Origin of the sequence: Kineosporia rhizophila, from assembly GCF_021277265.1 — a bacterium.
Lineage (GTDB): Bacteria > Actinomycetota > Actinomycetes > Actinomycetales > Kineosporiaceae > Kineosporia > Kineosporia rhizophila.
Genome location: NZ_JAJSOH010000029.1, coordinates 1 through 22,329, shown reverse-complemented (window position 1 = coordinate 22,329; position 22,329 = coordinate 1). Strand labels below are relative to the sequence as shown.

General features: G+C 70.5%; 20 protein-coding genes and 1 tRNA gene. 11 read left to right on the top strand and 10 right to left on the bottom strand.

Going from position 1 to position 22,329, the window contains the following annotated elements:
• Positions 1–58: 58 nt before the first annotated feature.
• The gene (locus LWF15_RS29320) at positions 59–895 is read left to right on the top strand and encodes a hypothetical protein (RefSeq protein ID WP_232814206.1); all 837 of its coding nucleotides are present in this window, start codon (positions 59–61) and stop codon (positions 893–895) included.
• Positions 896–1,531: 636 nt separating this feature from the next.
• Here LWF15_RS29320 and LWF15_RS29315 read toward each other — a convergent pair.
• Positions 1,532–2,971, bottom strand: a complete 1,440-nt coding sequence (locus LWF15_RS29315; protein WP_408624274.1) for an MFS transporter — start codon at positions 2,969–2,971, stop codon at positions 1,532–1,534.
• A gap of 178 nt (positions 2,972–3,149) precedes the next feature.
• On the opposite strand from LWF15_RS29315, the gene LWF15_RS29310 reads away from it, so the two are divergent.
• A complete protein-coding gene (locus LWF15_RS29310) occupies positions 3,150–3,863 on the top strand; it encodes an AIM24 family protein (protein WP_232814204.1) in 714 nt (237 codons plus the stop codon).
• A gap of 59 nt (positions 3,864–3,922) precedes the next feature.
• On the opposite strand, the gene LWF15_RS29305 is transcribed toward LWF15_RS29310, so the two are convergent.
• Positions 3,923–4,600 carry an alpha/beta hydrolase gene (locus LWF15_RS29305; protein ID WP_232814203.1) on the bottom strand — a complete coding sequence of 226 codons (678 nt, stop codon included), beginning with the start codon at positions 4,598–4,600 and terminating at the stop codon, positions 3,923–3,925.
• A 22-nt stretch (positions 4,601–4,622) separates the two neighbouring features.
• On the bottom strand, positions 4,623–5,420 hold the full coding sequence (locus LWF15_RS29300; RefSeq protein ID WP_332879943.1) for an acyl-CoA thioesterase: 798 nt from the start codon (positions 5,418–5,420) through the stop codon (positions 4,623–4,625).
• A 110-nt stretch (positions 5,421–5,530) separates the two neighbouring features.
• On the opposite strand from LWF15_RS29300, the gene LWF15_RS29295 reads away from it, so the two are divergent.
• Positions 5,531–6,568, top strand: coding sequence for a gamma-glutamylcyclotransferase (locus LWF15_RS29295; RefSeq protein WP_232814201.1), 1,038 nt, complete (start codon positions 5,531–5,533; stop codon positions 6,566–6,568).
• 109 nt (positions 6,569–6,677) lie between these two features.
• A complete protein-coding gene (locus LWF15_RS29290) occupies positions 6,678–7,412 on the top strand; it encodes an SDR family oxidoreductase (protein ID WP_232814200.1) in 735 nt (244 codons plus the stop codon).
• A gap of 14 nt (positions 7,413–7,426) precedes the next feature.
• Here LWF15_RS29290 and LWF15_RS29285 read toward each other — a convergent pair whose 3' ends face one another.
• Entirely contained in the window at positions 7,427–8,605 is a 1,179-nt protein-coding gene (locus LWF15_RS29285) for an aminotransferase class I/II-fold pyridoxal phosphate-dependent enzyme (RefSeq protein WP_232814199.1), read from the bottom strand.
• 113 nt (positions 8,606–8,718) lie between these two features.
• On the opposite strand from LWF15_RS29285, the gene LWF15_RS29280 reads away from it, so the two are divergent.
• The 3 genes from LWF15_RS29280 to LWF15_RS29270 are packed head-to-tail and all read left to right on the top strand — an operon-like array spanning position 8,719 to position 11,701.
• Entirely contained in the window at positions 8,719–9,396 is a 678-nt protein-coding gene (locus LWF15_RS29280; RefSeq protein WP_232814198.1) for an ABC transporter ATP-binding protein, read from the top strand.
• Entirely contained in the window at positions 9,393–11,024 is a 1,632-nt protein-coding gene (locus LWF15_RS29275) for a DUF6297 family protein (RefSeq protein ID WP_232814197.1), read from the top strand. Before LWF15_RS29280 ends, LWF15_RS29275 begins: the two co-directional genes overlap by 4 nt.
• Positions 11,021–11,701, top strand: a complete 681-nt coding sequence (locus LWF15_RS29270) for an SMI1/KNR4 family protein (RefSeq protein ID WP_232814196.1) — start codon at positions 11,021–11,023, stop codon at positions 11,699–11,701. The genes LWF15_RS29275 and LWF15_RS29270 overlap by 4 nt, the downstream gene beginning before the upstream one ends.
• On the opposite strand, the gene LWF15_RS29265 is transcribed toward LWF15_RS29270, so the two are convergent.
• Together LWF15_RS29265 and LWF15_RS29260 are read right to left on the bottom strand one after the other, a co-directional pair.
• Entirely contained in the window at positions 11,683–12,885 is a 1,203-nt protein-coding gene (locus tag LWF15_RS29265) for a serine hydrolase domain-containing protein (protein ID WP_232814195.1), read from the bottom strand. The two genes, LWF15_RS29270 and LWF15_RS29265, sit on opposite strands and share 19 nt — an antisense overlap.
• A gap of 638 nt (positions 12,886–13,523) precedes the next feature.
• Positions 13,524–13,814, bottom strand: coding sequence for a hypothetical protein (locus LWF15_RS29260; RefSeq protein ID WP_232814194.1), 291 nt, complete (start codon positions 13,812–13,814; stop codon positions 13,524–13,526).
• Between the two features lie 168 nt (positions 13,815–13,982).
• Between LWF15_RS29260 and LWF15_RS29255 the strand changes: the two genes are divergently transcribed.
• Both LWF15_RS29255 and LWF15_RS29250 read left to right on the top strand, forming a co-directional pair.
• Positions 13,983–14,645 carry a TetR/AcrR family transcriptional regulator gene (locus LWF15_RS29255; RefSeq protein ID WP_232814193.1) on the top strand — a complete coding sequence of 221 codons (663 nt, stop codon included), beginning with the start codon at positions 13,983–13,985 and terminating at the stop codon, positions 14,643–14,645.
• Entirely contained in the window at positions 14,642–15,466 is an 825-nt protein-coding gene (locus tag LWF15_RS29250) for an N-acyl homoserine lactonase family protein (protein ID WP_232814192.1), read from the top strand. Before LWF15_RS29255 ends, LWF15_RS29250 begins: the two co-directional genes overlap by 4 nt.
• 9 nt (positions 15,467–15,475) lie before the next feature.
• Here the strand turns inward: LWF15_RS29250 and LWF15_RS29245 are convergent, their stop codons facing one another.
• Positions 15,476–16,906, bottom strand: a complete 1,431-nt coding sequence (locus tag LWF15_RS29245; RefSeq protein WP_232814191.1) for an NAD-dependent succinate-semialdehyde dehydrogenase — start codon at positions 16,904–16,906, stop codon at positions 15,476–15,478.
• Positions 16,903–18,219, bottom strand: a complete 1,317-nt coding sequence (gene gabT, locus LWF15_RS29240; RefSeq protein ID WP_232814190.1) for a 4-aminobutyrate--2-oxoglutarate transaminase — start codon at positions 18,217–18,219, stop codon at positions 16,903–16,905. The genes LWF15_RS29245 and gabT overlap by 4 nt, the downstream gene beginning before the upstream one ends.
• A gap of 71 nt (positions 18,220–18,290) precedes the next feature.
• On the opposite strand from gabT, the gene LWF15_RS29235 reads away from it, so the two are divergent.
• Both LWF15_RS29235 and LWF15_RS29230 read left to right on the top strand, forming a co-directional pair.
• Entirely contained in the window at positions 18,291–19,187 is an 897-nt protein-coding gene (locus tag LWF15_RS29235; protein WP_232814273.1) for a LysR family transcriptional regulator, read from the top strand.
• A 102-nt stretch (positions 19,188–19,289) separates the two neighbouring features.
• Positions 19,290–20,645: a flavin monoamine oxidase family protein gene (locus tag LWF15_RS29230; RefSeq protein WP_232814189.1), complete on the top strand. Its 1,356-nt coding sequence runs from the start codon at positions 19,290–19,292 to the stop codon at positions 20,643–20,645.
• 12 nt (positions 20,646–20,657) lie between these two features.
• On the opposite strand, the gene LWF15_RS29225 is transcribed toward LWF15_RS29230, so the two are convergent.
• Both LWF15_RS29225 and LWF15_RS29220 read right to left on the bottom strand, forming a co-directional pair.
• A complete protein-coding gene (locus LWF15_RS29225; RefSeq protein WP_232814188.1) occupies positions 20,658–21,599 on the bottom strand; it encodes a nucleoside hydrolase in 942 nt (313 codons plus the stop codon).
• 234 nt (positions 21,600–21,833) lie between these two features.
• Positions 21,834–21,907 (bottom strand) — tRNA-Met (locus LWF15_RS29220).
• Positions 21,908–22,329 lie beyond the last annotated feature (422 nt).

Below are 22,329 nucleotides of genomic sequence, written 5' to 3'. Positions count from 1 at the left end.
GGGTGGGAGAGGCAAGTTTGTCGGTGGCAACCCATAGGCTCTGTCGTGTGATGGAACGATGAGCAAAGCGGACGCCGTACGGGCCCTGCGCGAGGCCCGGTTCGCGCGGTACGCCGCGCAGAAGAAGGCCGAGACCAAGGCGCAGCCCGCGCGCGCGGCCCGCTCGGCGACCGTGGCCGAGTCCGCGCCCAGCGTGACCGTCGAGCAGATCGAACTGGTGGGTGAGGCCGGCACCGGGGCGAAGCCGCGCAAGAAGGCGGCCGCCAAGAAGACGGCGGGGCGTCGCGGGGCCAAGGCGGGCCAGGCCGCGGGTGGTGCGGGGGCTGACGCGGGTACGGCGGCTGCGGTTGACGCAGGCACGGCGGTCGGTGGGGGCGCGGCGGTTGACGCAGGCGCTGCGGCTGGCGCAGGTGCTGCGGCTGGCGCAGGCGCTGCGGCCGACGGGAGCGTTTCGGCTGGCGGGGCGGCTGCGGCTGACACGGGTACGGCTGCCGGTGGCGGCGCTGCGGCTGACGCAGGCACGGCGGCAGATCTGGGCGTAGAGGGTGCGTCTGACGCTGGGGCCCCTGCTGGGCAGGGTGTCGGCGGTAACGCGACGCCCGGCGAAGCAGCGGCGAGCGAGGCGGCCGAGACCGAGGTCGCATCCCCCGCGGCTGGTCCGGCCGAGGCCGATCAGGCGAGCAGTGCGGGCGAGGCCTCAAACGTGGCTGAAGTCATCGACCTTCGGGCCCGGGCTCAGGGTGCGGGCACTGCCGGGGATACTGCCGGCGCTGCAGAGGTCGCGGCGGCCGAGGAAGCAGACGAGCCGGAAGAGCTCTGCGGCCACAGGAGCATGAACGGCCGCACCTGCACCCGCCCGAAGGGCCACCCGCAGAAGAGCCACCGCTACAACTGAACGCAGCTGGCCGGGCCGGCACCCCCGTAGGGCGAGGGGCCGAGCCCGCCCGGCCGAACACCCCGTTCACCGAGCACCGCTGAGCGCCCCTTCTTGACGACCGGACTCAGCCCCCACCCGGAACAAGCCCGCGTCAGCGCCCCCACCCGGCCGGCACATCCTCAGTGCCCCACCCTTAGGTCGCGCACCTGCAGCAGCGGCTGACTCTCGCCGACGTCGGGCTCCCCTGCCCCATGGCCGGACCGGTCGCGCGCCCTCGACTACCTGCCTGCGCCCCCGTGCAAGCGACGCCGACCCGGGCGAGCGCCTGCCCAAGAGCATGCCCCCTCCCCCAGCGAACCCCTGCCAATAGGCCTGCCCTCCCCCAGGCAAACTTCCGCCGACGGGCCTGCCCTCCCTAGGCCCCCCTGCACGGCCCCCATCAGCGGGCCCGGCCGCCACACCCACCGCCATGCCCCATGCCCTACGATCGGATGACAAAAGCGCCCGCGCCGAGATCGGATGCCAAAAGTTGCCCTAGGAGCAACTTTTGGCATCCAATAACCGGCCCCGCGAAAAAGACATCCAATCCTGTGCCATCACCATTCGCCGACAGTGACCAGCAGCAGCCCAACACCACCGCGCGGGGCCCTCGGCCTAGGAAGCAGTCCGCTCCGACACGGAAGACAGGGGTGAGGCGATGTCTTCAAGGTTGCGGTTCTCCGCGTCCACCCCGAGCCACCATTCCATCAGCCCGGCCACCATCATCAGCCCGGCCCCGAGGTAGTACCCGAGGGCCACCGAGCTGAAGCTCTCCGTCTCGACCAGCCGGCCGAACAGCAGCGGGCCGATGATTCCGCCGAGCCCGGTGCCCACCGCGTAGAAGAAGGCGATCGCCATCGCGCGGGTCTCCATCGGGAAGATCTCGCTCACCGTCAGGTAGGCCGAGCTGGCTCCCGCTGAGGCGAAGAAGAACACCACGCACCAGGCCGCGGTCAGCGTAACCGCGCTGAAGACCTCTTGCTGGAACAGGATTCCGGTGACGACCAGGAACACCGAGCTGAGCACGTAGCTCAGGGTGATCATCATCCGGCGGCCGATTGTGTCGAAGAACGGGCCCAGGATCACCGGGCCGAGGAAGTTCCCCAGGGCCAGCGGGATGATGTAGAGGCCCGCCGTGCCCGAGCCGATGTCGAAGAACGTGGTCAGTACCAGGCCCTGGGTGAAGAACACCGCGTTGTAGAGGAACGCCTGGCCCACGAACAGGCCCAGCCCCAGGGCCGAGCGGCTCGGGTAGGTGCGGATCATCGTGCGGATGATCTCGAAGACCTTCACCGGGCCACGCTCGCGGATCGAGATCGCGGCCGAGTCGAGCACCGGGTCGAGCTTCAGCTTGTCCTGGTGCTCCACGGTGTGCTCGATGCCCTCGACGACCTGTTCGGCCTCCTCGTGCTGGCCGTGGATCGTCAGCCAGCGCGGGCTCTCCGGCACGTTGCGCCTGACCAGCAGGATCACCAGGCCGAGCACGGCGCCCAGGCCGAACGCGACCCGCCAGCCCACGTCGGCCGGGAAGATGTCGGTGTCCAGCAGCACCAGGGTCAGGGCGGCGCCGACGGCCGCGCCCAGCCAGTACGAGCCGTTGATCATCAGGTCGATCCGGCCACGCAGGCGGGCCGGCATCAGCTCGTCGATCGCCGAGTTGATCGCCGCGTACTCGCCGCCGATCCCGGCGCCGGTGAAGAAGCGGCAGACGTAGAACCACCACACGTTCATCGAGAACGCGGTGAGCACGGTGGCCACCAGGTACACCCCGAGGGTGATCATGAACAGCTTCTTGCGGCCGTGCTTCTCGGTGAGCTGACCGAAGTACAGCGCGCCCAGACAGGCTCCGGCCACGTACACGGCTGCGGCCTGCCCGATCTGCGAGGCGGAGAGCTCCAGCCCGCTGCCGGCCTCGGTCAGCCGGTCGCCCAGGGCGCCGACGATGGTGACCTCGAGGCCGTCCAGGATCCAGACCGTGCCCAGGCCGATGAGGACGGTGATGTGCCAGCTCGACCACGGCAGTCGATCAAGACGAGCTGGAAGATTGCTCCGCAGGACCCGGCCGTCCCCCGATCCCTGCTGCGGCGTCGTCGTCACCCCACCGACCTTGAACCCGTGATCGCCGGCGTGCACTTCGAACTGCCGCACTTGCCGGAAAGTTCCCGTCGCCGGGTGGTCGATCATCACCGCGGAAGCTCTGCCCCGGCCGTCACCCCGGCCCTAGGCTGGGGTTATGCAGAGCAGTCTGTTCCACGAGTCGAATCTCGAGATCTCCGGTCAGAACCGGTTCGCGCTCCAGAACTCGCAGATGCTGCGGGTCGCGCTGGGCCCTGACGTGCTCGCGGCCAAGGGGGCGATGGTCGCGTACCAGGGGCAGGTGTCCTTCAACCACGAGGGCTCCGGCAGCGTCGGCAAGCTGCTGAAGAAGGTCCTCACCAACGAGGACCTGCCGCTGATGCGGGTCACCGGCCGGGGCGAGGTGTTCTTCGCCAACGAGGCGGGCTACATCCACCTGGTCGACCTGACCGGTGACGCGCTGAGCGTCAACGGGCAGAACCTGATCGCCTTCGACGCCAGCCTGAGCTGGGACATCAAGCGGGTGCAGGGGGCCGGCATGATGGCCGGCGGCCTGTTCAACACGGTGATCTCCGGCCAGGGCACGGCCGCCCTGGTGTCAGTCGGCCAGCCGGTGGTGCTGGACTGCTCGCAGCAGCCCACCTACGTCGACGTGCAGGCCGCGGTCGCCTGGTCGGCGAACCTGGTGCCGGACATCGTCTCCAGCATGAACATGCGCTCGATGCTGCGCGGCGGCACCGGCGAGGCCTTCCAGTACGCCTTCCACGGGCCGGGTTTCGTGATCGTGCAGCCCAGCGAGTGGAGTGCGGGCGCCCAGCAGGCGCAGCAGTCCGGCGGGGGCGGCGGCGGTCTGGGCGGCCTGTTCAGCTGACCAACACCCGAACGGACGCTGTGGCCGGGTTTTCGGCGACAGCGTCCGTTCAGGGCAAATTATGGACGCTCGTGAGCACCCGAGTCGCTCGGGTCACCGGCGATCTGGTCACCGAGCCAAATCCGCAACTCCTCGAGCATCGGCACCGAGATCCCGTGTCCGCCGGAAACTCTCAGGGCCCTTACCAAGGCGCGTGAATCGTCCTTAAGGTAGTTCCAGGTACGGTCGAGCAGTTCGCGCGGGATCACCACATCGTCCAGGCCCTGCCCGACGAAGATCGGCACCTCGGTCAGGTGGCCGGGATCCACCGGCACGCCGGCCTCGAAAGGCAATGTGCCATAAAGGATCGCTGCGCCGGCGAAGCGCTGCGGCCGATCCAGCACCAGACCTCCGGCGAAGGCCGCTCCCCCGCTGAACCCGATCAGGTACACCGGGCGCTCCCCCGCGAACCCGTCGATCCAGGCCGTGAACCAGTCCATGGTCTCGCGCAGGGATTCAGCCCGCGGCCGCCCGATGCCTCGGTTGGCGAACCAGGCGTAGCCCCCGCCCTCGGCGATCGGCGCCCGCAACGCCACGTACTCGGCCGTCTCAGGTAGACGACCGGCGAGCCCGACGATGTCCTGCTCGTTCGAGCCGCGCCCGTGGAGCAGCACCACCAACGGCCTGCGCTCCCCCTCCACCGGACTGCCTGAGTGACGCGCGACCACCGGTTCGGGAAATGCCGAATGCTTGAGCATTCAAGCATCATACCCGGGTCGATCAGTTCTGCGGCTTCCGCCGGATCCGCCGCGACCCGGGTCGCCCGGTCGGACTGGTCCGGAACAACGACTCCTGGGTCAGCCCGGCCACCAGCCGGCCGTCCTCGCTGAACAGCCGGCCGGAGTACATGCCCCGGCCCGCCGCGATCGAGTGGCCGGTCAGATCCATCAGCACCCAGTTGTTCAGATCGACCGGCCGATGGAACCAGATCGCATGGTCCAGGCTGGTCAGCAGCATCTCCGGCGACGGGACGGTGAGCGTGGTCAGGCCGGTGAGGATGTCGGACAGGTAGGTGAGCACGCAGGCCTGCAGGTGCGGATCGTCGGGCAGGGGAACCTGCGACCGGGCCCAGACCCGGGACGGGCGAGCCTGCGCATCGGCCAGGACCGAGCGCGCGCCCGCTGCCTCGACGAAGTCGATGCCCACGGTGTCCGCCTCGAGCTGGGCCGGCGAGCCGAGCTCGGGCGCCGGCTCGTGCGGCATCACCTCGGCCTGCAGGTCGGGACCGTCTTCGGGCCGGTGGAACGACGCCGCCAGGTTGAGCACCACCTTCCCGCCCTGGCGGGCCACCACCCGGCGGGCCGAGTACGAGCGGCCGTCCCGGTCGCGGTGCACCTCGAAAATAACCGGGCGAGAGGGATCCCCGGGCCTCAGGAAGTAGCCGTGCAGCGAGTGTGCGGGCCGGTCCGTCCCAACCGTGTGGCCGGCCGCGCGCAGCGCCTGGGCCGCCACCTGACCACCGAAAAGCCCACGGGGGTCTGGATAGAGCGTGCCGGAACGGTAGAGGTCGGTGTCGATCTCCTCGAGCGTGAGCAGCTCGATCAGACTGGGGACGCTGGCGACGATGACGACCTCCCGATGACGAAATCCAGGCGAGCGTACCGGCTGCCTGTTTAGTGTCCACAGGTATGACGAATTCTCCGACCGTGACCCCGCGCAGCCGCGTGATCGGCCGCATCGCCGACCATCTGGCCGCCCTCGACCCCGGGCACCCGTTGCGGGTTGGCGTGGACGGCATCACCGCCGCCGGCAAGACGACCTTGGCTGCCGAACTGGCGGTTGCCGTGGCCGAGCGCGGGCGTCCGGCGATCGCGCTGAGCCTGGACGGCTACCACCACCCGCGCGCCCGCCGGTACCGGCAGGGCCGCGAGTCGGCGGCGGGCTACTACGAGGACGCCTACGACACCGCGGCCGTGCGCCGGGAACTGCTTGACCGACTGGGGCCGGAAGGCGACGGGCTCTATCGCACCCGGGTGATCGACCTGGCCAGTGATCAGGTGCTCGCCGAAGATCCTCAGACCGCAGCGCGCGATGCCGTGCTCATCGTGGACGGGAGTTTCCTCCAGCGTTCCGAACTCGTCGGCGGATGGGACCAGATCGTCTTCGCGCAGGTGGATTTCGAGGTCGCGCACGCCCGGGCGGTGGTACGTGACGCCGATCTACTGGGCAGCTCGGAGAGGGCGGCCGAGCTGTACACGAACCGGTATCACGCAGCCTGCCGACGTTACCTCGCCGAGCACGATCCGCTTGCCAAGGCCCCGATCGTGGTCGAGAACAACGACCCGGCCAATCCTCACCTTGTCCGCATCGGCGGGACGGAAGGTACGGCAGTGCAGCTGTTCTCGTACGGAACCCTGCAACTGCCCGAAGTGCAGCGGTCCCAGTTCGGCCATCTGCTCGACGGGCAGGCAGACAGCATTACCGGCTACCAGCAGGAGTGGCTGACCATCACCGATCCGGCGGTGATCGCCGCGAGCGGCACCGACCGCCACCCCGTCGTCCGCGCTGCAGATCCCACCCGTTCGGTGGACGGATCGGTGTTCACCATCACCCCGGCCGAACTGGCGGCGGCCGATCTCTACGAGGTGGACGACTACCGACGATTCCTGGTGCCACTGGCGTCCGGAGCGTCGGCCTGGGTGTACCTGGCCGTCGAAGGCTCCTGAATCAGCGATACGACATCGAGGTAGCGCCGCTAAGGAATGCTTGCTACGGTCTTCCCATAGCAACGCTACGAGCCGATCGTGGCATCGATTCGCAGAGGAGATCGTCAAGATGAGCCAGCAGCGGGTAGCAGTCGTCACCGGGGCGTCGCGGGGCATCGGCCGACAGATCGCTCTGGATCTGGCCGCGCAGGGCCAGGCCGTGGTGGTCGGTTACGCGGGCCGGGCCTCGGCCGCCGAGGAGGTCGTTCAGGAGATCACCGCGGCGGGTGGCCGGGCCCTGGCCTTCCAGGCCGACGTGGCCGACGAGAAGGCCGTGGCGGCGATGTTCGACGCCGCCGAACAGTCGTTCGGCGGGGTGGACGTCGTGGTCAACTCCGCAGGCCGGATGGCGTTGGCGCCGATCGCCGAGTTCGACCTCGACGAACTGGACGCCATGCACCGGACCAACATCCGGGGCACCTTCGTGGTGGCCCAGCAGGCGGCCCGCCGGGTGCGCTCGGGCGGCGCCGTGATCGTCCTGTCCACGTCGGTCGTGGGGCTGCAGTTCCCGAACTACGGGCCCTATGCGGCCAGCAAGGGCGCGGTCGAGGCGATGACCCTGGTGCTGGCCCGGGAGCTGCGCGGGCGCGACATCACCGTCAATGCGGTCGCTCCCGGCCCCACCGCCACCGAGCTGTTCCTGGAGGGCAAGGACGAGGCGACCATCGACCACCTGGCCAAGCAGCCGCCGCTCGAGCGGCTCGGCACCCCGCAGGACATCGCCCAGGTGGTGGCGTTCCTGGCCGGGCCCGGCGGGCGCTGGGTCAACGGGCAGGTGCTGCGGGCCAACGGCGGTATCGTCTGAGGCCGCTCAGGCCCTCACGTGCTTAGGGCGGCGGTGAAGTCGGCCAGTCGGGCGAGTCCCTCCTGCAGTTCGGCCACCGAGGCCGCGTAGGACAGGCGCACGTAGCGTTCGGCCCCCAGCCGGCCGAAGTCCTTGCCCGGGGTGAGCGCCACGTGCTTCTCGGCCAGCAACCGCTCGCAGAACTCCCACGCGCCCAGGCCGGTGCCGGACACGTCGAAGTAGGCGTAGAAGGCCCCGTCCGGCGGCACCGGCACCGGTAGACCGGCGGCCTGCAGCCCTTCCAGCACCACGGCCCGGCGGCGCTCGAACTCCAGCCGCCGGGCCTCGGCCACCTCCAGCGACTGCGCGGTGAAGCACTCCAGCGCAGCGATCTGGGCCGGGGTCGAGGGGCAGATGTAGTAGTTCTGGGCCAGCCGTTCCATCACCGGGGCGAAGTCCTGCGGCACCACGCACCAGCCCAGCCGCCAGCCGGTCATGCCGAAGTACTTCGAGAAGCTGTTGATCACGAAGGCGTCCGGGTCGCTGCTCAGCACGCTGGCCGGGGCCCGGCCGTCGGCGTCCCGGCGGCCCAGGTTCAGGTAGATCTCGTCGACGATCCGCCAGGCGTCGCGCTCGCGGGCGAAGTCGCAGATCGCCTTCAGCTCGGACCCCTCGATCGAGGTGCCGGTGGGGTTGGACGGCGTGGCGATCATGATTCCGCGAGTGCCCGCCGTCCAGTTCGCCTGCACCGCGGGCAGGTCGAGCTGGAATCGCGACTCCGCCGTGGTCGGCACCAGAACCACCTCGGCGCCGAAGCTCTCGGCGAACTGCCGGTTGCAGGGGTAGGACGGATCGCTGATCAGCACCTCGTCGCCCGGGTCGACCAGCGCCGCGCTGACCAGGAGCAGGGCGGCCGAGGCACCGGCGGTGACCACGATGCGCCCCGGATCGACCTCCACGTCGTGCTCGCTGCGGTAGAAGCCGGAGATCGCCTCCCGCAGTTCCGGCAGGCCGGTGGCCCCGGTGTACGGCAACGGCCGGCCGTCGGCGACCTTCTCCAGGGCGCTGAGCACCGCCGGAGGAGCGCCGAAGTCCGGCTCGCCCAGATTCAGCCGGATCACCGGGTGCCCCTGCGACTCCAGCGCCAGCGCCCGCTTTCCGAACTCCATGGCGTAGAAGGGCTGGACGGCGGCGGCGCGGCGGGAAGGTCTCACCCGGACAGGATAGGAACACCGCCGGTGTCCCGTTCGTCCGTGCTCATGCACGGCGGGCATGCGGCGGAAGAGGGCGGGCAGGGATGAAGGCAGGGACGGATACCGTGGCGGACGTGAACCTGATCGAGGTCATCGACCTGGAGGTGGGCTACGGGCTTCCGGTCTGCCCACCGATCAGCCTGGCGGTGGCCCCGGGCGAGGTGGTGGCCGTGATCGGCGCCAACGGCTCGGGCAAGTCCACCCTGCTGCGCACCGTGGTCGGTCTGCTGAACCCGCTGGGCGGCACCCTGCAGATGCTCGGTGCCGGCCTGGACGAGCGCAGCACCACCTTCCGCGCGTCCGTGGCCTCCGAACTGGGCGACGAGGCGTTCTTCCCCAGCCTGACCGTGCGCGAGCACCTGCTGCTCACCTGCTACGGGCACGGCGTCGACGACCCGGACGACGTGACCGACCACCAGCTAGAGGTTTTCGGCCTCACCGAGCGCTCGGCCGCGCTGCCCGCCGCGCTCTCCTCCGGCCAGCGCCGTCGCCTGGCCCTGGCCGCGGCCTTCGCCCGGCCGCGCTCGCTGATGATCCTCGACGAGCCGGAGCAGCGGCTCGACGCGGCGATCCGGGACGCGCTGGCCGGCTGGCTGGTCGAGGAGCGCGAGGCCGGGGGCAGCGTGCTGATGGCCACGCACGACCCGGTGCTCCTGGTCACCGCGGCCACCCGGGTGCTGGCGATCTCCGACACCGAGGTCCGCCTGGTCGATCCCGAACGGGGAGCACAGATCATCCGGCACGAACTGTGAGCCGACCGCTGCCCTCGGGCACCCAGGTGCGGCGGGCCACCCGCGACGCGACCCGCTACCACTCGGACGCCCGGCTCGGCGATCTGCTCGGTGACGTCTACACCGGTCTGCTCACGATCGCGCTGGCCGCTTCGATGATCTTCGCGCTGTCCTCCCGGCTGGCCCCGGAGGCGGGTGGGTTCGGGCGGGCCGCGCAGGAGGGGCCCGGGCTGGCCGTCGGCTGGATCGCGGTGCTGCTCGCGGTCGCCGCGGTGGCGTCGTTCGTCGGTCTGGTCACCCGGCTCGGCCCGTTGTCGTTGTCTGCGGCCGAGTCCGCCTGGTGGCTGCCGCTGCCGGTGGACAGGCGCTCACTGCTGCGCCCGGCCGCTGTGCGCTGGCCGGCGATCGGTCTGGTGGTGGGGGCGATCAGCGGCGCGGCGGTGGCGGTGGCTCTGCCCGCGGGAACGGCGGCGCTGCTCGGCTCCACTGCGCTGGGGGCTGTGTTCACGGTGACGCTGGTGATCGTGGCCGGGCTGCTTCAGCCCCAGCCGCAGGCCATTCGGGCCTTGCGGTGGTCGGCCGACGGAGTGGCCCTGGCCGTGCCGGTGGTGGGCATCGTCCTGGCCTTCGCCGGCACTGCCCCGCCCCACCCCGGCCTGATCACCCTGCCCCTCGCCCTGCTCCTGACCGGCGTTGCCGTCGCCCTCGGCCGTAGGTGGGACAACCGCCTGGACTCCGTGCACGGCGCCGACCTCCGGCACCGCGGCTCGGTCACCGACGAGGCCCTGGTGGCAGTGCTCTCGCTGGACACCCGCGCCCTCGGCCGCGCGCTCACGATCCGCTCCGAGTCTCCCCAGCGTTCCCGGTCGTCCCGGATGTCCTGGCTCACCCACGTCCCTCGTTCCTGGCGCCCCTCGGCCGCGCTGATCACTTCGGACGCGTTCCTGTTCGCCCGCGCCCCGCGCCGGATCGCCCAGATGGTGCTGTCCCTGACCCTGCCCGGCATCGGCCTGCTGGTGCCCGATCCGGGCCCGGCCACCACCATCGTCCTGCTGCTGATCGGTGGGTACATCGCTTCGCTGGCCACTGGTGAGGGCGTGCGCCGGGCCCAGCTCAGCCCCGGCCTCGACGCCGCCCTGCCGATCGCCCAGCGGATGGTCCGCCTGAGCCGGCTGGCCCTTCCGGCCACGGTGATGACCGCGTGGTTCGTCGCGATCACGGCCGTGCTGGGCTGGCGCTACGGCGACCCGGCCGGCTGGGTGCTGCTCGGCCTGCTCACCGGCCCGGCCTGGGGCGCCGCCACGCTGCGGGCCGGATACCGGCCGGTGCCCACCTTCGGCGGCCCGCTGATCTACACCCCGATGGGCTCGCTGCCGCCCGGGCTCAGTGCATCGATGTTGCGTGGCCCCGACCTGGCGCTGGTGGGTAGCGTTCCGGTCGTGGTCGCACTCGTCACCGGCACCACTGCGCCGGTGCTGTTCGCCCTCGCGCTGATGCTCAGCCTGGGCACCGCGCTCTTCGCCGTCTACGAGCCCGACCCGACTCCCCACCCAACTGGACCGACCGGCGCGAGCCGGGCCACCGAGCGTCCATCTGTTCCCACCCACGCCACCCCTGCCACCCCCGCCGACCCGAGGGAGCCGAAGTGACCGAGGAAGCCATCGCCCCACCCACCGCCGAGGTGCAGAACGCCTGGACCCTGCTGCTCGAGGCGTTGGCCCGGGCCGGTTACACGGTGGACGAACTACTGCGGCCGGGCGCCGCCCCGACCGACATCGCCGCCGTTCAACAGGCGATCGGCCGGGCCCTGCCGACCGACCTGGCCGGGCTCTACCAGCTCAGCGACGGGCAGACCGACTGGTACCAGCTCAGCCACGGCGCCCATGCGCAGACCGTTCGCCAGCAGGGACGCTGGGTGTGCGCGGTGTTCGGCGACGGCTGGAGCTTCGACCCGGTGGGCAAGGTCGCCGACGGCTGGCGGAACTGGGACGAGGTCCGCGCCGGCTACACCCCTGAGCAACTGGCCGAGGACTTCGACAGCGCGGTGGAGGTCCGCGACGGCGACCCGGTGCAGGGCCTCTACACCTCGCCCGACTGGATCGGTTTCGCCACCGACGGCGGCGGCAACCAGCTCGCGGTCGACCTGGTCCCGCAGCCCGGCGGCACGGTCGGGCAGGTGATCGTGATCGGCTCGGACGAGGACCTGCGCCGGGTGGTCGCCCCCGGGATCGTGCAGTTGCTGGAGCTCTGCGCACGGCGGGTGTCCGAGGTGGACGCCGCGCAGGTGAGCGAGGACGGCGTGCTGCTCTACGACCTGGAGGGCTGACCCGCACCGGCCGCCCACACCCCCGACCAGAACTGCGTGACCAGCGGTTCCGGCTCCGGTGACGTCATGGCCCGCTGGGTGAGCAGGATGCCGGCCGAGCCGCCGGGGGTTGCGGCCCAGTAGGTTCCCAGCCCGCCCGACCAGCCGAAGCTACCGGCCGGCTCCCCGTCGCCGGCCACCGTGCGCACGCTCAGGCCGTAGCCCCAGCCGTGGGTGTCGAAGAAGCCGGGCATCGAAATGGTGTTCTGCTTCTGCTCTTCGGTGAGCTGGTCGGTGGTCATCGCGGTGAAGAGCTCTTCGGACAGCAGGCGGCGCCCCTCGAAAACACCCCGGCCCAGCATCAGCCGGGTGAAGGCAAGCAGGTCCTCCGCCGTGGAGACGAGCCCGCCGGCGCCCGACTCCAGCGGCGGCGGGCTCGTCCACTGCCCGCCCTCGGCCGGGTCGAACAGCTCCAGCCCACCCGTTGGGCCAGGCTGGTAACTCGTTGCCAGACGGTCGATTTTGGACGACGGCACGCAGAATCCCGTGTCTCTCAAGGCGAGCGCACCGAACAGCCGCTGCTGCAGAACCTGCTGCAAGGTGGCCCCCGCCGCCCTGGCCATCAGCACGCCCAGCACGTCGCTCGCGGTGTTGTACATCCACTGCGCACCGGGCTGGTGCAACAGCGGCAGGGCGGCCAAGGCGGCCAGGTACTCGTCAGGCGCGACGGTGCGGGCCGGCTGCGGCGGACCCGGCGCACCGGGCGCCCGGTCGAGTTCGGCCTGGATCGGGTAGGTGCCGGGCGGGGCCATCACCTGGCCGAACCCCGCGGTGAAGGTGAGCAGGTCGCGCACCAGGATCGGGCGCTCGGCCGCAACCGTGTCGTCGACCGGGCCGGACAGGCTGCGCAGCACGCGGAGGCCGGCGAGCTCGGGCAGCAATCCCTCGACCGGCTCGTCCAGGCCGAACACGCCCTCCTCGACCATCTGCAGGGCGGCGAATGCCACGATCGGCTTGGTCAGCGACGAGATCCGGAAGATGGTGTCCGGCCGCATCGGCGTCGGGTCGTCGAGGCCCTGGGTGCCGATGACCAGCACCTCGGTCTCGTCGCCGCAGACCACCGCCGCGACCAGGCCGGGCACCGCGCCCGCGGCGACCTGGTCGGCAAGGTCGGCGTGGAGCCGGCTGAGGACTTCGGCGGACATCGGCACAGGCTCGGCTCCCAGGGCGTCGGCGGCTGTCAGGTCTCGGCGGTTGTCAGGGTCTGGCGGGTTGGCCAGGCTTCGACAGTTCGTCTCTTGGTTCAGGACCGCCCCGGCCGGCGAAACTCATCGCTTCGCCACTAGGCATCAGCCAGCCCTGGCGGCCACTTACGCCGAGATGAACCACTGGTACCCACTGGGCCCGCGCCGAGGAATACCCGATCCGCAACTGCACCAGGGCACCACCCGTTCAAGCCCACCCGCCGCCCCGATGAACCCCTTCTGGGATTGGCTTCAGACACCCCCGTGCGCGCTCACCCCGTGATCGCTGGTGTCGCCCCGGCCCCGGCCGATGGGTCGGGGCTCGAGTTGAACGTGTACGCATGGTTCACCTGGTACCAGGTGGACCATGCGTACACGTCGCGAAATGGTCGGAACCCAGGCGCCCCACGCGTGAGCCGCGGGGCAGCACCTCCGTGCGATGCGCCAGCACTACCCCAGCCAGCACGACCACAGCCACCGGCCACGGCCAGCACAGTCAGCACGGCCACCAGCCACAGCCAGCACGGCCACCAGCCACCGCCCCAGCCAGCGCGAAGGAGTACCCGCCACCCGGGAGCACCCACCCTCCCTTCACTGCCTCAGGCGGATCGCGGCTGCACCTCCCGCCAGGCCAGGAACCGGGCCATCACCGCGCGGTAGCCCCCGCCGAAGGCGAACTCGTCGAGCAGCCGGGCCGCCGCCGCACCGCGCAGCACGTCTTCGGCCGGGACCCACGCCGCATACAGCTGGACACCACGCCGGGCGGCCCAGGTGACCCGCACCGAATCACCCGACCAGGCCTGCACCGCAGCCGGCACCACGGCCAGCACCTCACCGCTGGCGTCGCGCAGCAGCGCCAACACCGGAAGGGCCTGCGGCGGTGTGAACACGCGGGCCGATGGATCGCTGGGAGGGAACTCATGGACGGCTCGTGACTGCCTCGGCTGCATTAGCACCCCCGCGGTTCACGCTGCTGGCGACACGCCGATTCTATCGAACATCTGTTCGAACGACCATGCCGTCATCGGCCTTCCGGGCCCGGGCCTTAAACTCCGGGAATGCCCAGCCTCGGCCGCCCTCGCGCGAAGGGCCCGTCCCCTTCCGGCCTCGGCACCGAGCGGGACATCCTCGACGCGGCGGCCCACCTGTTCTGCACCGCGGGCTACGGCAGTACGAGCACCCACAAGATCGCCGCCCGGGCCGGGATCAGCCAGGCCTCGATGTACCACTACTTCCCCGGCAAGCAGGCGATCCTGCTGCGTCTGCTGCTGCAGACCGTGCGGCCCTCGGTGCAGTTCGCCACCGCTCTGAGCGACCGACCCGAGCCCGCAGACGTCCGTTTGTGGGCTCTGTGCTCCTACGACACCCGCCTGCTGCTGTCAGGCCGGGACAACATCGGCGCGCTCTACCTGCTGCCCGAGGTCGACCAGGAGCCGTTCGCCGAGTTCCACTCCGAACGGGAACGACTCTACGCCGTCTACCGCGAACTGGTCGCCTCCGTAACGGAATCCGATCCCGAGGCCGCCCAGCAGGCCACGGCGCTGGTGACCGGACTGGTCGAGTCGGTGATCCTGCGACGCCGCACCGAGGGAGCCATGGCGGCCGACGAGGTGGCCCCAGCGATCGCCGACGCGGCCCTGCGGGTACTCCGGGTACCCGAGCGACGGCTGCGCGAGGCGGCCCGCTCCCCCTTGGCCGTCCCTGAGGAAGTGATGTCGTGAGCGTGCTCGACTGGCAAGAGGACTCATCGCTCGGGCTGACCGGCCCGCCGCTGCGACTGCACCCGATGATCGTTGGCTACGAACCGATCCGCGAGTCCATCTCGATTCTCGGCGGCGATCCGGCGGTGTTCCTGCTGGAGCCGGTGACGGTCAGCGCGGTGGTGCACGAGAACGGCTGGCTGCTGGTCGATTCCGGCTTCAACGTCGACGTGGTGCGCGATCCGGTCGAGCGCGCAACGTATTACAACTGGGACAGCTACACCGCACTGTTGCCCCCGGGTGACCCACTGGCCGACCAGGTGGCCGAACTCGGGCTTTCCTGGGGCGATCTGCGCGGGTGCATCGTCTCGCACGTGCACCTCGACCACACCGGCGGGCTGCGGCTGCTCGGGCCCGACGTGCCGGTCCTCATGCAACGCGCCGAGTACGAGTTCGCCCGTCAGATACCTGACCTCGACGAGAAGCACGTCGTGGTGCCGGGCGACTATCTGCGCGAAGATCTGAACATCGTGCTGCTCGACGGAGACACCCTGCTGGCCCCCGGCGTCACTGCTCTGGACACGCGCGGTCACACCCCGGGGCACCAGTCGGTGATGGTCGAACTGCCCAGCCGTACCGTGGTTCTGGCCTGCGACGCGGCCGATCTGAAGCGCAATGTCCTCGAGGCCGTGCCGTGCGGCACGGTGATGCGCCCTCAGGACGAGCCGTTCGCCCTGACCGCGATCCAGCGTCTGCACGAACTGGATCAGCGGCCAGGGGTGGAGGTCTGGCCCGGGCACGACCCGGACTGGCCCGCCTGGCAGGAGAAGACGGTCTCCTAGGGCGTCAGATCACCAGGCCACGCTGAAGTACTGGGTCTCGGTGTACTCCTCCAGGCCGATCCGTGCACCCTCCCGGCCGATTCCGCTCTGCTTGACACCACCGAACGGGGCCGAGGGGTCGGAGACCAGACCCCGGTTGACGCCGACCATGCCGGCCTCGATCCGCTCCGCCAGCCGCAGCGCGGTTCCCAGATCACCGGCGAAAACATAAGCGGCCAAGCCGTATTCGGTGGAGTTCACCTGAGCCAGCATGTCCTCGGGGTCGGTCCAGGTCAGGATGGGCACGATCGGCGCGAACGTCTCCTCGCGCACCACGTCCGATTCATTGGTCACCCCGGTCAGCACCACCGGGGTGAAGAAGTGGCCGGGGGCGGTGGCCGGGGCAGCCTGATGAGCCACGGTGGCGCCGGTGACCAGCGCACTCTCCAGCATCCGCTGCACGTTCTGGTGGGCCCGGGCCGAGATCAGCGGGCCGATGTCCGCCCCCTCCGCGGCCGGTCCGACCTTCAGCGCCTCGACCTTCGCGCCGAGCTTGGCGGTGAACTCGGCCGCGACGTCTTCGTGAACGTAGAACCGGTTCGCCGCGGTGCAGGCCTGCCCGCCGTTGCGGAACTTCGCCAGCATCGCCCCCTCCACCGCCGCATCCACGTCGGCGTCGGCGGTGACCACGAAGGGCGCATTGCCGCCCAGCTCCATGGACGTGTTCACGACCCGCTCCGCGGCCTGACGCAGAAGCTGACGGCCGACATTGGTGGAGCCGGTGAACGACAGCTTCCGCACCCTCGGGTCATCGGTCCAGGCCGCGACGATCGCCGGGGCGTCCTGCCCGGGCACCACGTTGACCACGCCGTCCGGCACTCCGGCCTCGGCCATCAACCGGGCCACAGCGAGCGCCGTGAGCGGCGTTTCAGCAGCCGGTTTGAGGACGACGGTGCAGCCGGCCGCGAGTGCGGGGGCTATCTTTCGGGTCGCCATCGCGGCCGGGAAGTTCCAGGGAGTGACCAGGGCCGCAACGCCGACCGGGTGGTGGGTGACGATGGTGCGGGTGCCACCGACGGGCGATGAGCCGAAATCGCCGTGTGGGCGCACTGCTTCCTCGGCGAACCAGCGGAAGAACTCGGCTGCGTAGGACACTTCGGCCCGGGCGTCGGCCAGCGACTTGCCGTTCTCGGCGCTGATCAGCTCGGCCAGTTCCTCGGCGTCTCGCAGCATCAGCTCACGCGTGCGCATCAGCAGATCAGCGCGGACCCGGGGCGCGGTGTCGGCCCAGGCCCGGAAGGCCTGGGACGCGGCGTCCACAGCGGCCACGGCGTCGTCCGGGCCGGCGTCGGCCACCTGGGCGATCACTTCCAGCGTGGCCGGGTTCACCACTTCGAACACGCCCCGGCTGCCGGTGCGCCATTCCCCACCGATCAGAACGCCTTTGGTGTGGTCACTCATCGGGTCACCTCCAGCCCGGCCACGACGATGTCGAGGGCCTCGGTGAGCAGCTCGTCGGAAATGCTCAGCGGCGGCAGGAAACGGATCACGTTGCCCCAGGTGCCGCAGGTCAGGGTGATCACGCCCTGGCTGTGGGCGTGGGCCGCGATCGACTTGGCCAGGGCGGCGTCCGGCTCACCGGTGCCGGGCTGCACGAGTTCGACGGCGAGCATGGCCCCGCGCCCCCGTACCTCGGCGATCCGCGGATCGTCCACCCTGGCGAACCGCTCGCGCACGAGAGTCTCGATCTGGCGGGCTCTTTCCAGCAGGCCGTCCGACTCGATCGTCTCGATCACGGCCAGGGCGGCGGCACAGGCGAGCGGATTGCCCCCATAGGTGCCCCCGAGACCGCCGGGGTGGACAGCTTCCATGATTTCTGCGCGCCCGGTGACCGCCGAGAGCGGAAGCCCGCCCGCGATCCCCTTCGCGCTGACCACCAGGTCCGGGACGACGTCCTCGGTCTCGCTCGCGAACATCGTTCCGGTGCGGCCGAATCCGGACTGCACCTCGTCCGCCACGAAGACCACGCCGTTGGTCCGGCACCAGTCGGCCAGAGCGGGCAGGAAACCTTCGGCGGGAACCACGAAACCGCCCTCGCCCTGGATCGGCTCGATCACTAAGGCGGCGAGATTCCCGGCCCCGACCTGGGTCTCGATCTGCCCGATGGCCCGACGGGCCGCCTCGGCCCCACTCAGGCCGTCGCGCAGCGGGTACGACATCGGCGCCCGGTAGACCTCGGCGGCGAACGGGCCGAACCCGTGCTTGTAGGGCGCCACCTTCGCGGTCATCGCCATCGTCAGGTTGGTGCGGCCGTGGTAGGCGTGGTCGAACACCACCACGGCGCTGCGACCGGTGTACGAACGGGCCATCTTGACCGCGTTCTCCACCGCCTCGGAACCGGAGTTGAACAGCGCGGAACGCTTTTCGTGGTCACCCGGGGTCAGCCGGGCGAGGGCCTCGGCGACCGCCACGTACGACTCGTAGGGCGTGATCATGAAGCAGGTGTGGGTGAACTCGGCGACCTGCGCCTGAACCGCCGCGACCACCCGCGGCGCGCTGCTGCCGACCGTGGTCACGGCGATCCCCGAGCCGAGGTCGATGAGGCGGTTGCCGTCGACGTCCTCGACGATGCCACCGGCCGCGCGGGTGGCGAAGACCGGCATCGTGGTGCCGACCCCGGGACTGACGAAGGCCTGCTTCCGGAGCATCAGTGCGGCCGAGCGCGGGCCGGGCAACTCGGTGCGGACCAGGCGGGTCTGTTCAAGGTCGGACATGACTCCGAGGATTCAGCCTGGCGTTCATGTTGTCCAAGACCTGTTCAGCACTATCCTCATGCCCTGTGAGCATGAACCTGAGGCTGCTGCGGTACTTCGTCTCCACCGTCGACGAGGGCTCGGCCACCCAGGCGGCAACCCGGCTGCACGTCACCCAGCCCGTGCTCTCCCGGCAGCTACGCCAGCTGGAGCAGGAGCTAGGTATGGCCCTGTTCGAGCGCCAGGGGCACCGTCTGCGGCTTACCCCGGCCGGCTCGCAGTTCCTGCCGCTGGCCCGGTCATTGCTACGCCAGGCGGATGAAGTGCGGAGAGCCGCCGCGAGCATTGCTTCCGGGAGGCTCGATCAGCTGCACCTGGCGGTACCCACCACCACCCTCAGCGATGTGGTGGCCCCATTCCTGGCAACGTTGCTCCCCGACGATCCGGTGCCCATCGTGCGCCAGCTCGACCCCCGGGGCGCCGACGCCGCCCTCCACTCCGGCGCCGACCTGGCCATCGTCCCCCGCCCCCCGTCGTCCGACCTGGCCTCCTGTGCCCTGGCGGTGTTGCCGATCTGGGCTCAGGTCCCAATTGAGGACGAGTGGAGCGCGCGAGATTCCGTGTCGGTGGGTGAGCTGGCCGAACGCGAGCTTCTGGTGCTTACCGAGGGCTTCCGCCCGCGCCAGTTGCTCGACGAGGCGATGGCCGCAGCCGGGCTGAGCTACCGCCGGTACATCGAGTGCACCAACGCCCAGGTCGCGCAGGCCCTGGCAGCAGCTGGGCGAGGCGTAGCGGTGGTTTCCGACGACCCTCGCTTCAGCCTGAGCCCGGTGGGGCTCACCGGCCCGGCAGGCGCCGTGCGGATCCACCTGTACGCGGCCTGGGACCCACAGCATCACGCCGCCACCACGCTGGCCGCCCTGGCCGATCGCCTGGCCCAGTTCTGCGTGGATCGCTACGGGCCCGGCGTACGTCCGATCCCGGGCTGATTCAGCGTTGCTGATTTCGTGGCGGTTAACTGGGGTTGACGCGAATTCCCGTGTCCCTGACACTCCTGACGACGATATACGCACCCCAGGGAGCATTCGCACATGAGCACGCAGGTCGATGTCGTGGTCGTCGGCGCCGGTGTCACCGGCCTCACCGCGGCCACCCGCCTCAGCCGGGCGGGTCACGACGTGGTCGTACTGGAGGCCCGCGACCGCATCGGCGGCCGGCTGTGGACCGACACGGTCGACGGCGTGCGCCTGGAACTGGGTGGGCAGTGGGTCTCCCCCGACCAGTCCGCCCTGCTGGAGACCCTGGACGAGCTGGGCCTGGACACGTTCGAGCGCTACCGCGAGGGCGAGAGCGTGTACGTGGGCCAGGACGGGGTGCGTCACACGTTCGCCGGCGCCGCCTTCCCGGTGTCCGAGTACACCGCCTCCGAGGTCGACCGGATCACCGTTCTGCTGGACAAGCTCTCCGGCCAGATGGATCCGCTGCGCCCCTGGGAGATGCCCGGGGCCGACGAACTGGACCGGATCTCGTTCGCGGGCTGGCTGAAGGAACAGACCGACGACGCCGAGGCCCGCGACAACATCGCGCTCTACATCGGCCCGGCCATGCTGACCAAGCCCGCGCACGCCTTCTCGGCCCTGTCGGCAGTCCTGATGGCCGCCAGTGCAGGCGGTTTCAGTCACCTGGTAGACGCCGACTTCATCCTCGACCGGCGGGTGAAGGGCGGGCTGCAGCAGGTTCCGCTGCGCCTGGCCGAGCAGCTCGGCGACAAGGTCGTCACCGGTTCGGCGGTCACCTCGATCGACTACGACGACGCGGGGGCCACGGTGCGCACCGCCAGCGGTGGCGAATGGCGGGCCCGGCGCGTGATTCTCGCCCTTCCGCCCACCCTGGCACCCCGGATCGCCTTCACCCCGAACCTGCCGCCGGTGCACATGCAGGCCCGCCAGCACCAGTCGTTCGGCATCGTGATCAAGCTGCACATCACCTACCCCACGCCGTTCTGGCGCGAAGCCGGGCTGTCCGGAACCGCTTTCAGTCCCTACCAGGTGGTGCACGAGGCCTACGACAACACCAACCACGACGACACCCGAGGGACGCTGGTGGGTTTCGTCTCCGACGAGAACGCCGACCGGCTGCTTGCACTGTCGACCGACGAACGCCGCGCCGCCACCCTGGGTGCGCTCGCCGCCTACTACGGCGAGCAGGCCCTGGAGCCGCTGGCCTACTACGAGAGCCAGTGGATGGCCGAGGAGTGGACGGCCGGCGCCTACGCCACCAGCTTCGACATCGGCGGTCTGACCCGCTACGGCGCCCGGCTGCGGGAACCGGTCGGCCCGATCTCGTTCGGCTCCTCGGACGTGGCGGGGCTGGGGTTCCAGCACGTGGACGGGGCGATCCGGGTGGGCCGGATGCTCGCCGACGCGATCCTCAACGACGAGGTCTGAGGGCCTGGGGCCTCAGCGGCCCGGCAGGGCCAGGAGCAGCTCCAGGAGCCGAGGGCCGACCGGGTCGGCCACCTCGGTGACCACATCGACAACCGGGTGCAGGGCGTCCACCTCGACCGCGAGCGTCCGTGCTCGGGTCTGTTCCTCGGTGGTGTCGACCACGAGGCCGGTCGAACGGACCGTGCTCGCCTCGACTGCGCCGGTCGCCAGCATCGTGGCCAGGGGGTCGTGCAGCGCGCTGGCCCGCACTCCGTGGCGGGTCTCGTGGAAGCTGAGGTAGCAGTCGAGCATCCCCGCCAGCGCCTTGTGCAGGGCGGTGTCACGGGCCAGGAGCGCCTCGTACGCGGTGGTGTCGAAGGTGTGCGCGTGGGTCACGTCGAGCGGCACCAGGGTGACCGGCCAGCCCGCCCGGAAGACGATCCGCGCCGCCTCCGCGTCGTTGGCGATGTTCGCCTCGGCGTGCGCGGTGAGGTTGCCCGGCACCCAGACCGCGCCGCCCATGATGGTCACGTGCTTGACCAGGGAGGGCAGTTCCGGCTCCTGCACCAGCGCGTGGGCCAGGTTGGTGAGCGGGCCCACCGCGATCAGGTGGAGCTCCCCGGCGTGCGCCCGGGCCGCGGCCAGCAGTTCTTCCACCCCGGAGCGGGTCTGCACCTCGCGCGGTGAGCGGGCGAGCTGCACATCGCCGATGCCGTTACCTCCATGCACCTCCGGCGCGCCCCCGGCGTACTTGCCCACCAGCGGATCGTGCGACCCCACGGCCACCGGCACGTCGTCACGCCCCAGCAGGGCGAGCAGGTCCAGCGTGTTCCGGGCGGCCTGGGCCGCGTCGATGTTGCCGCTGACCGTGCTGACGCCCACGAGGTCGATGCTGGGGCTGGCGGCCAGCTGGGCGAGGGCCAAGGCGTCGTCGATGCCGGTGTCGCAGTCGAACCAGACGGGTGACTTGGGCAACCTGACCCCCTGAGAGTGCTGATGGACGGCCGGTCACCATATCCGGTCGGGCGATCAGTTACAGGTGGGGCCGGCGATGTGTGAGGGCATACCTGGTGATTGGGCGCGCGTCCCGTGCCAGCACACGCACCCGGGACCGATCTGCGACGGACCTGACGCGAGGAAGGTGGCACAAGAAAGGTGACACGAAAAAGCCCGGCCCCTGTTTTCCAGGTGACCGGGCTCTTCTTCTTGTAGCGGGGACAGGATTTGAACCTGCGACCTCTGGGTTATGAGCCCAGCGAGCTACCGAGCTGCTCCACCCCGCGTCGGTAGGACAACCATAGAACGTCGGGCGGGTGAAAAGCGAATCGAGGGACTGCACGCGCACCAGCACGCCCCGGCACCGCGCCGGCCGCACCGCTGCTTCCGGCCCGCACCCCTGGCTCCAGCCCGCATCCCTGGCTCCAGGGCGCGCTCCTGCTTCTGGCCCCGCACCTCTGCTTCTAGCCCGCACCCCTGGCTTCAGCCCGCACCCCTGGCTCCAGCGCGCTCCTTGGTTCCGGCCCCGCGCTCCTGCTTCTGGCCCGCGCCGCTGCTTCTGGCCCGCACCTCTGGCTCCAGCCCGCACCCCTGGCTCCAGCCCGCACCCCTGGCTCCAGCCCGCACCCCTGGCTCCAGCCCGCACCCCTGGCTCCAGCCCGCACCCCTGGCTCCAGCCCGCACCCCTGGCTCCAGCGCGCTCCTGGTT